This window comes from Stenotrophomonas sp. P5_B8, assembly GCF_054049855.1.
This window is the reverse complement of record NZ_JBFULO010000147.1, coordinates 1-8,474: the sequence shown is the minus strand read 5'-3', so window position 1 is coordinate 8,474 and position 8,474 is coordinate 1. Positions and strand designations below refer to the sequence as shown.

Sequence of the window (8,474 nt, the reverse complement as noted above, 5' to 3'; positions counted from 1 at the left end):
GCAGGTCAGCGCGATCATGGCCAGCATTTCGGCCGCCTCGCAGCAGCAGAGCGCCGGCATCGAACAGGTTGGGCAGRCGCTGCTGCAGATGGATGGCAGTACCCAGCAGAACGCCGCGCTGGTGGAAGAAGCCTCGGCCTCGGCACATGCGATGGAACGCCAGGCGGCGCTGTTGTCCGAGGCGGTGGACGCCTTCGTGGTGGAGCGTTCCGGCACCCGTCGGGTCGCCAGGGCGGCGGCATAGCACACGCGGCACTCACGTCCCTTCACTGGCCGCTTGCGCGTGCGCTCACTATCCTGCGTGCATGAGCACCCGTCGCAAGCCCCGCACCTCCGCCGCCACGGACGCCTTCGTGCGCGTCCGTGGTGCCCGCGAACACAACCTCAAGGATGTCGATGTCGACATCCCGCGCGATGCGCTGGTGGTGTTCTCTGGCATCTCCGGCTCCGGCAAGTCGTCGCTGGCCTTCGGCACGCTGTATGCCGAGGCGCAGCGCCGCTACCTGGAGTCGTTGTCGCCCTACGCGCGCCGGTTGATCGACCAGGTCGGCGTGCCGGACGTGGATGCGATCGAGTGCCTGCCGCCGGCGGTGGCGCTGCAGCAGCAGCGCGGCACCGCCAGCGTGCGCTCCAGCGTGGGCAGCGTGACCACGTTGTCCAGCCTGCTGCGCATGCTGTATTCGCGTGCCGGCACGTATCCGGCCAGGCAGCCGATGCTGTACGCCGAAGACTTCTCGCCCAACACCCCGCAGGGTGCCTGCCCGAACTGCCACGGCCTGGGCCATGTGTATGAGGTGACCGAGCAGTCGATGGTGCCCGACCCGTCGCTGAGCATCCGCGAACGCGCCATCGCCGCGTGGCCGCCGGCCTGGCATGGACAGAACCAGCGCGACATCCTGGTCACCCTTGGCTACGACGTGGACATCCCGTGGCGCGACCTGCCCAAGAAGCAGCGCGACTGGATCCTGTTCACCGAAGAGCAACCGGTGGCGCCGGTGTATGCCGGTTTCACTCCGGCCGAAACCCGCGCCGCGCTGCGCCGCAAGGAAGAGCCGAGCTACATGGGCACCTTCAGCGGTGCACGCCGCTACGTGCTGCACACCTTCGCCACCACGCAGAGCGCGATGATGAAAAAGCGCGTGGCCCGCTACATGGTCGGCACCGCCTGCCCGGTCTGCGACGGCAAACGGCTCAAGCGCGAGGCGCTGTCGGTGACCTTTGCCGGGCTGGATATCGGCGCGCTGTCGCAGCTCTCGCTCAGTGCCATGGCCGATGCGCTGCGCCCAGCCGCCGAAGGCCGCTTCGATGCGCCCACCACGGCGGCCACCTGTAGCCGCGCGGCCGGTCGCAAGGCGCTGCGGGCGCGCGCGGCTGCCGGTGGCCCCTCGCACGTGGGCGGGAGCGATGTGCGCCGCACCCCGGATCTGTCCGAAGAAAAGCGCATCGCCGCTCAACGCATCGCCCACGACCTGGTCGAGCGCATCGCCACCCTGCAGGACCTGGGGCTGGGCTATCTGTCGATGGACCGCGCCACCCCGACGCTTTCGCCCGGCGAACTGCAGCGCCTGCGCCTGGCCACGCAGATCCGCTCCAGCCTGTTCGGCGTGGTGTACGTGCTCGATGAGCCCACCGCCGGCCTGCATCCGGCCGATGGCGAGGCGCTGTACCGCGCGCTGGACCAGCTCAAGGCTGGTGGCAATACGCTGTTCGTGGTCGAGCACGATCTGGAGATGCTGCGGCGGGCGGACTGGCTGGTCGACGTGGGTCCCGGCGCCGGCCAGCATGGCGGGCAGGTGCTCTACAGCGGCCCGCCCGACGGCCTGCGCACGGTGAAGGCCTCGGTCACCGCGCCGTACCTGTTCGAGACCGGCCGCGGTGAACGGCGCACGCCGCGCACGCCCTCGGGCTGGCTCGAACTGCGCGGCATCCACCGCAACAACCTGCATGGCCTGGATGCACGCTTCCCGCTTGGCGCGTTCACTGCCGTTACCGGTGTGTCCGGCTCGGGCAAATCCAGTCTGGTCAGCCAGGCACTGGTAGAGCTGGTCGGCGAGCACCTCGGCCACGAGCCGGTGGTGGAAGAGGTGGACAGCGAGCTGCCGGTGCCCAGCAGCATCGAACGCACCCGTGGCCGCCTGCATGCCGGCGCCAAGGCGATCAAGCGTCTGGTCAACGTCGACCAGAAACCGATCGGGCGCACGCCGCGCTCCAACCTCGCCACCTATACCGGGCTGTTCGACCACGTGCGCCGGTTGTTCGCCGCCACGCGGATGGCCAAGGCACGTCGCTACAGCGCCGGCCGATTCTCGTTCAATGTCGCCCAAGGCCGCTGCGATACCTGCGAAGGCGAAGGCTTCGTGCATGTCGAGCTGTTGTTCATGCCCAGTGTCTATGCGCCATGCCCGACCTGCCACGGCCAGCGTTACAACGCCAAGACCCTGGAAGTGGAATGGAACGGCCGCAACATCGCCCAAGTGCTGGCGATGACGGTGGAGGAAGCCCTGCTGTTCTTCGCCGAAGAAGTGCCGGTGCAGCGCCCGCTGCAGTTGCTGCGCGATATCGGCCTGGGCTACCTGCGGCTGGGCCAGCCGGCCACCGAGCTGTCCGGCGGCGAGGCGCAGCGGATCAAACTGGCCACCGAACTGCAGCGCAGTCAGCACGGCAGCAGCCTGTACGTGTTGGACGAGCCCACCACCGGCCTGCATCCGGCCGATGTGGACAAGCTGATGGCGCAGTTGCACGGGCTGGTCGACGCCGGCAACACGGTGGTGGTGGTCGAACACGATCTGCGCGTGGTCGCCGATGCGGACTGGGTGATCGACGTCGGCCCGGGCGCGGGCGAGCAGGGCGGTACGATCGTCGCCGAAGGCACGCCCGCGCAGGTCAGCCGCGCCACCACCGGCGCGACCGCGCGTTACCTGCGGCGCTGGTTCAAATAAGGTCCTTCTTACATCTGGGCTGTGCCTTCGTTCGGGTCTGTCGCGAGCGTTGGGGCCGCGTCGCAGCCGGTAGGCCCCTGGCGTAGCGTCCCCCAGCCCAGAAGCTAAAGAGAGTTGATCTCGTCGTTGTTGGGCGTGTCGCGACAGGGGTCAAGACCCGGCCAAACGGTAACGCGACGCCATGCATCGCGGCCCCAGCGCCTGCAATGCGCCGCGTTGCCCTTCAGTGCCTTGCCCAAGCCTCGATCTCACCGGCCTGGAACGGGCCCAGCTTCTGCTTGACGATGCGCCCGTCGGCCGCGACCAGCACCGAGTAGGGCAACAACCCCTGCGCATTGCCCAGACGCACGCTTGCATCGGCCGGGCCGGGCGTATCCAGCACGATCGGGTAGCCCACCGGCACCCGTGTCAAAAAGTCGCGCACTTCATCGGCCGTATCCAGCGCCAGCCCGACCACCTGCACGCCGTCCGCCGGTTGCCCGGCCGCAAAGGTGGCCAGGGCCGGCATTTCTTCCACGCACGGGGCGCACCAGCTGGCCCAGACGTTGATCAGCAGCGGTCGGCCGCGGAGGCTGGCCAGGTCGATCGTGCGGCCATCGATATCCGGCAGCGTGATGGGCGGCAGGGCATCACCGATGCCGGCTCCTGCCGCCACCACGCGCGGTGGCAGCGCCGGGGGCTCTGGCAACGTGCGGTTGAAGAACCACGCCCCCGTGCCGATCCCGACCAGCGCGGCAAACGCGGCCACCACCACCGTCTGGCGTGGCGGCCGCAGGCTCATCGGGCGGTGCGCAGCAGGGCTTCTTCGACGATCGCCTGGGTCAGCACGGTCGGCAGCACGGTCGGCGGCGCGCCGGGGCCGTACACCACGTACAGCGGCACGCCCACGGCCTTGTGCTCATCCAGGAACGCGGTGATTTCCGGATCGACGTTGGTGTAATCGCCGCGCATGTACACCGCATTGGTACGCCGCAGGGTGTCGTGGAAGGCATCGGTGCCCAGCACCGTGCGCTCGTTGGCCTTGCAGGTCACGCACCAGTCGGCGGTCATGTTGACGAACACCACGCGGTTGTCCTGGCGCAGCCGGTCGAGCATTTGCGGCGAATAGGCCACCACGTTGTCGCTGGCGACCGCCGCGGCCTTGGCCGGCGGCACCAGGCGGGTCACGCCCCACACCGGCACCAGCGCGGCCAGCAGCAGCAGCAGCGCCAGCAGGCCGCCCACGCGTTGGCTGCGCCAGCGGCTGCGTTCGAACCACCACAGCGCCAGCGCCAGTACCACCAGCCCACCCAGCACCAGGGTCATCGCGTCCACCCCGCGCTGCTTGCCCAGCACCCACAGCAGCCAGAGTGCGGTGCCGTACATCGGGAAGGCCAGCACGTGCTTGAGTGTTTCCATCCACGCGCCGGGGCGTGGCAGGCGCTTGGCCAGCGAGGGGACGAAGCCGATCAGTAGGAATGGCAACGCCAGGCCCAGGCCGAGCGCCAGGAACACCAGGATCGCCGGGAGCGTACTGGCGGTGAATGCGTAGGCCAGCGGTAGGCCCATGAACGGGGCCACGCACGGGCTGGCCACCACGCAGGCCAGCACGCCGGTGAAGAAATCACCGACCGGACCGCTGCGCGAGGCCAGCGACTGGCCGATGCCGCCCAGGCTGCCGCCCAGGGTGAACACCCCCGACAGGCTCAGGCCGACGGTGAACATCAGGTACACCAGCGCGGCGATGAACCACGGGTGCTGCAGCTGGAAGCCCCAGCCCGCAGCCTGGCCGGCGGCACGCAGGGCCAGCACCAGCGCGCCGATCGCGGCGAAGGCCACCAGCACGCCGGCGGTGTACCAGAGCGCATGGCTGCGCGCGCGCTGGCGGCTTTCACCGCTCTGCGCCACGCCGAGCACCTTCAACGACAGAATCGGCAGCACGCATGGCATCAGGTTGAGGATCAGCCCGCCCACCAGCGCCAGCAGCAGCGCGCCGATCAGCGTGGTCGGCGCGGCATCGTCGCCCGGCGGTCGGGTGCGCTGCGCGTTGTCGGCGCTGGCATCGGGCCTGCCGACGGCAGTGGTCGCATCGGTGGCCGGGGCGTTCGGGCGGATCAGCATCGGCTGGGTAGCCAGGCCGGCGCTGTCGCGTTCACGTGCCTGCGCGCGCTTGTCCTTGCCCGGCAGCGGGGCGATCACTTCATTGGTGTGCGCCGCCTCGCCTGCAGTGGCGTTGACCTTGCCCGCCGGCAGCGACAGCTTCACCCGGCGGGTCATCGGCGGATAGCAGATGCCGTCGGTCTGGCAGCCCTGGAAGGTGATCACCAGGGTGGTGTCCTGCGCGTCGGCGCGACTGCGGCGCAGCGGCAGCTTGACGTCGACCTGGTCGAAATACACCGCCACATCGCCGAAGTGCTCGTCGCGGTGCGACTTGGCCGCCGGCCACAGCGGTTTGTCGGGGCGGATGCCGTTGGCGCCTTCCAGCTTCAGCGAGGTGCGATCGCGGTACAGGTAATAGCCCGGTGCCGGGCTGAAACGCAGCAGCACGGTATTGCCATCGTCGACGATCGCATCGAAGCCGAACGCGCGCTCGGACGGCAGCGGCAGTGACTGGCTGCTGCTGGTGCCGGGCAGGCGCAGGCCGCTGCCGGCGTTGCCGGCCAGCGGGTTGTTGAACGGCGAGGGCGCGGTCAGTGCGGGCGCGGTCGCGGCCGATGCAGAGGCGGCACCGGCGGTGCCGCCGGGCAGTTTCACCTTCACGCTGCGCTTCTGCGGCGGATAGCACACGCCGGCATCGGCGCAGCCCTGGTAACGGATCTCCAGCGTCACCGTGTCGGTGCCGTCCTCGGCCTTGCCCGGCAATACGGCGGTCAGCCGCTCGCGGTAGGTTTCCACCTCGCCGAAGAAATCGTCGTGGTGCTTCTTGCCGGCGGGCATCTGCAGCGCCTCGGCGCTGAAGCCGGCGTCGGGCTTGACGGTGGTGCGGTGGCGATACAGGTAGTAGCCCGGGGCGATCTTCCAGCTGACCTCGATGCGGTCGCGATCACGCGCCTGCGCGGTCAGCCCGAACGCCTCGTCCACCGGCAGCAGGTCTTTCTCGCTGACGGCCAGCGCCGGCAGGGCCACCACGAACAACGCGCACAGCGCGGCAACACGACGAAACAGCGTCATCAATCAATTTCCTCTCGGGTCTGTGCCCGAATCCAATCCAGGTACGCCGGCAGGCCAGCGCGGGTTTCGACCGCGATGCACTCCGGGAGTTCATACGGATGCAGTGCCTGCAGCCGCGCGATGGCCGCGTCCAGGCGGCTGCCGGTGGTCTTGATCAGCAGTTGGACCTCGTGGTCCTCGTTGATCTCCCCGTGCCAGCGGTAGGTGGCGTGCGCCCCGTCCAGGCGGGTGACGCACGCGGCCAGGCGTTCTTCCACCAGGGCACGCGCCAACCGCGTCGCGGTGTCCGCGTCGGGGCAGGTGGTGAACAGCAGAAAGACGGGATCGGCGGTCGACATGACCGCMGAGTATAGGACCGCCAGACCCGGATGGTCCGATCGGCGCCATTGCGGCGCCGGTCGGGAGGGCTCAGTTGAGCAGCTGGCAGCTGGTCGGCTTGGCCGAGGTGAACAGGCCCGGGGTGGCCCATTCGGGGTGGTCGATGAACGGATTGCGGTTGCCCTGGAAGCTGTAGATCACTTCATTGCGGGCGCGTTCGGCCGCATCCGGCGGGTCGGACAGATGCCACTCGATCAGGGTCGAGAGCAGGCCCATGTAGGCCGGCGATGCGGCCGTTTTGACGATCTTGCTGCGGTCGTCGGTCAGTTCCAGGTCCGGCTCGGACTGGCCGGTCTTGGCGTCTTTGCCCCCCTCGTAGCGGATCGCCATGTACATCACTGCCCGCGCCATGTCGCCCTTGCGTCGGCCCCACACCTCGAAGGTGCCGGTGTTGCCGTCGGGGGTACGCACCCAGTTGGAATTGCCCGGGTAGCCGCCGCTGCCGCCGCCCACGCCATTGTTGGCCTCGGTGGCGCGCTCGCCGCAGTTGCTGTCGCACTTGCCGAACGGCTTGTTGCCGCGGTCGGCGTTCCACTGCGCATCGGTCAGGTACAGCATGTGGGTGTCGGTGTAGGGCGCATACGGTAGGCCCTTGTCGCCGGTGGTGCTGGCAAAGCCCAGCGAGTTCGGCCAGGTGTGCTCGCGGTTGTAGGTCAGGCCGCTGCCGGTACCCGCCCGACCACTGACCTTGGTGTAGCTGTGGTTGCGGTAGGCATCGAGGATCTTGCCGCTGTTGTTGGGATCCTCATCGGCGATCTCCAGGATGGTCCAGGTGCTGGTGCCGGAGCCACTGTACGGGTAGGCGGTGTGGCCCTTGATGGTCTCGTGCAGGGAGCAGCGCAGCTGGCTGGGGTTGCTGGTGTTGACCCGCGAGTAGTACTCGCCGGGATTACCGGGATTGCCCGGGTCCGGATTGCCGGTGGTGGTGGCCACGGTGAAGGCGATGCGGGTATCGGCAGCGGGATGGGCGCCCTGGGCATCGCTGACGCGGGTGGCGCGGATGTCGAAGCGGCAGGCTTCGCCGGCGATCAGCGCAGTGTTGGTGGACAGGGTGAACCGGCTGCCGCTGCTGGCGTGGGTCAGCGGCACCGTACCGGATTGCCCGCAGCTGAGCACGAAGGCGCCGCTGGCCAGGTTGACCGTCTCGCTGAAGGTCACGCTGAGATCGGCGGCCGACGGGAAGGTGCTGGCGCCCTGTTCGGGGGTGGTGGCGCTGACCGAGGGCGGGGTATTGGGGCCGCTGCCGCCGGTGCCGCTGAAGGTCTGGCCGTTGTTGCACGCGCCGAAGGTCTGCCCGGCCGATTCGGCCCAGGTGAAGTGGGTGTACTGGCTGCCGCTGCCGGTCAGCTGCAGGGACGTGCCCGGGGCGGTGCTGTTGCTCTCGCTGACCGGGATGTTCTGGCTGGTCAGGCCGGCCGCGGGGCCGCCTGCGGCGGTGATGGTGCCTTCGTAGCTGATGAACTGGACGACCTTGCCGCTGGCATCGACCAGGGCGATGCCGTCGTTGGACCCGTTCTGGATACCGTTGCTGGGGTAGGTGACCGTGGCCAGGGTGGCCTTGCCGCAACCGGCCGCGGTGCCGGACGGGATCGCGTTGTTGGCGTAGACCGCTGCCGCCGACGGGTTGCTGCCGTTGTACAGGTACAGGCGGTAGCCGCTGAGGTCCTCCCCGGCGGTGGCCACTACCTCGATGGCCTCGCCGACATCGCCGGCCGGCGTGCTGTCGTCGTAGTGCAGTTCATTGATGAATACATCCGCCTGGGCGGTGCCGGCCAATGCCAGCAGGCATCCCAGGGACAGCGGTGTGAGCAACCTCATCTACGTCTCCTTGTGATTGGGTATCGCCGGCCGAATCTAATCAATCCAGATGACACATCTATCGATATGTCGGGATTGGCCTTCCGCAGTGAGACGTACGTCAAGAAAATGGGGGGCGGCGGTCGGTCGGCGGGTCGGGCGCTGGGCCCCCAGGCCCTTTCCGGCGAATGTCCCCCGGCCGCGGAGCGG

The 8,474-nt window shown here is 68.8% G+C and carries 5 protein-coding genes and 1 pseudogene; 2 read left to right on the top strand and 4 right to left on the bottom strand.

The features are described 5' to 3' along the window. Together ACXJKH_RS10120 and ACXJKH_RS10115 are read left to right on the top strand one after the other, a co-directional pair. Positions 1-244, top strand: a pseudogene (locus ACXJKH_RS10120) (methyl-accepting chemotaxis protein); the annotation flags it as partial. Positions 245-305: 61 nt separating this feature from the next. Beyond that, a complete protein-coding gene (locus ACXJKH_RS10115) occupies positions 306-2,939 on the top strand; it encodes an excinuclease ABC subunit A (RefSeq protein WP_457319332.1) in 2,634 nt (877 codons plus the stop codon). A 223-nt stretch (positions 2,940-3,162) separates the two neighbouring features. On the opposite strand, the gene ACXJKH_RS10110 is transcribed toward ACXJKH_RS10115, so the two are convergent. The 4 genes from ACXJKH_RS10110 to ACXJKH_RS10095 form a co-directional block, all read right to left on the bottom strand. Next, on the bottom strand, positions 3,163-3,720 hold the full coding sequence (locus ACXJKH_RS10110) for a TlpA family protein disulfide reductase (protein ID WP_457319331.1): 558 nt from the start codon (positions 3,718-3,720) through the stop codon (positions 3,163-3,165). After that, positions 3,717-6,089, bottom strand: coding sequence for a protein-disulfide reductase DsbD family protein (locus tag ACXJKH_RS10105; protein ID WP_457319330.1), 2,373 nt, complete (start codon positions 6,087-6,089; stop codon positions 3,717-3,719). Before ACXJKH_RS10105 ends, ACXJKH_RS10110 begins: the two co-directional genes overlap by 4 nt. Further along, entirely contained in the window at positions 6,089-6,427 is a 339-nt protein-coding gene (gene cutA, locus ACXJKH_RS10100) for a divalent-cation tolerance protein CutA (RefSeq protein WP_256775967.1), read from the bottom strand. Before cutA ends, ACXJKH_RS10105 begins: the two co-directional genes overlap by 1 nt. Positions 6,428-6,497: 70 nt before the next feature. Beyond that, positions 6,498-8,285 carry an endonuclease gene (locus ACXJKH_RS10095; protein ID WP_457319329.1) on the bottom strand — a complete coding sequence of 596 codons (1,788 nt, stop codon included), beginning with the start codon at positions 8,283-8,285 and terminating at the stop codon, positions 6,498-6,500. Between the last annotated feature and the right edge of the window lie 189 nt (positions 8,286-8,474).

What these genes read in the sequence shown, in the direction of transcription:
- ACXJKH_RS10115 (WP_457319332.1), top strand. Translation starts at nt 306, where the DNA reads ATGAGCACCCGTCGCAAGCCCCGCACCTCCGCCGCCACGGACGCCTTC.
- ACXJKH_RS10110 (WP_457319331.1), bottom strand. Translation starts at nt 3,720, where the DNA reads ATGAGCCTGCGGCCGCCACGCCAGACGGTGGTGGTGGCCGCGTTTGCC.
- ACXJKH_RS10105 (WP_457319330.1), bottom strand. Translation starts at nt 6,089, where the DNA reads ATGACGCTGTTTCGTCGTGTTGCCGCGCTGTGCGCGTTGTTCGTGGTG.
- ACXJKH_RS10095 (WP_457319329.1), bottom strand. Translation starts at nt 8,285, where the DNA reads ATGAGGTTGCTCACACCGCTGTCCCTGGGATGCCTGCTGGCATTGGCC.
- cutA (WP_256775967.1), bottom strand. Translation starts at nt 6,427, where the DNA reads ATGTCGACCGCCGATCCCGTCTTTCTGCTGTTCACCACCTGCCCCGAC.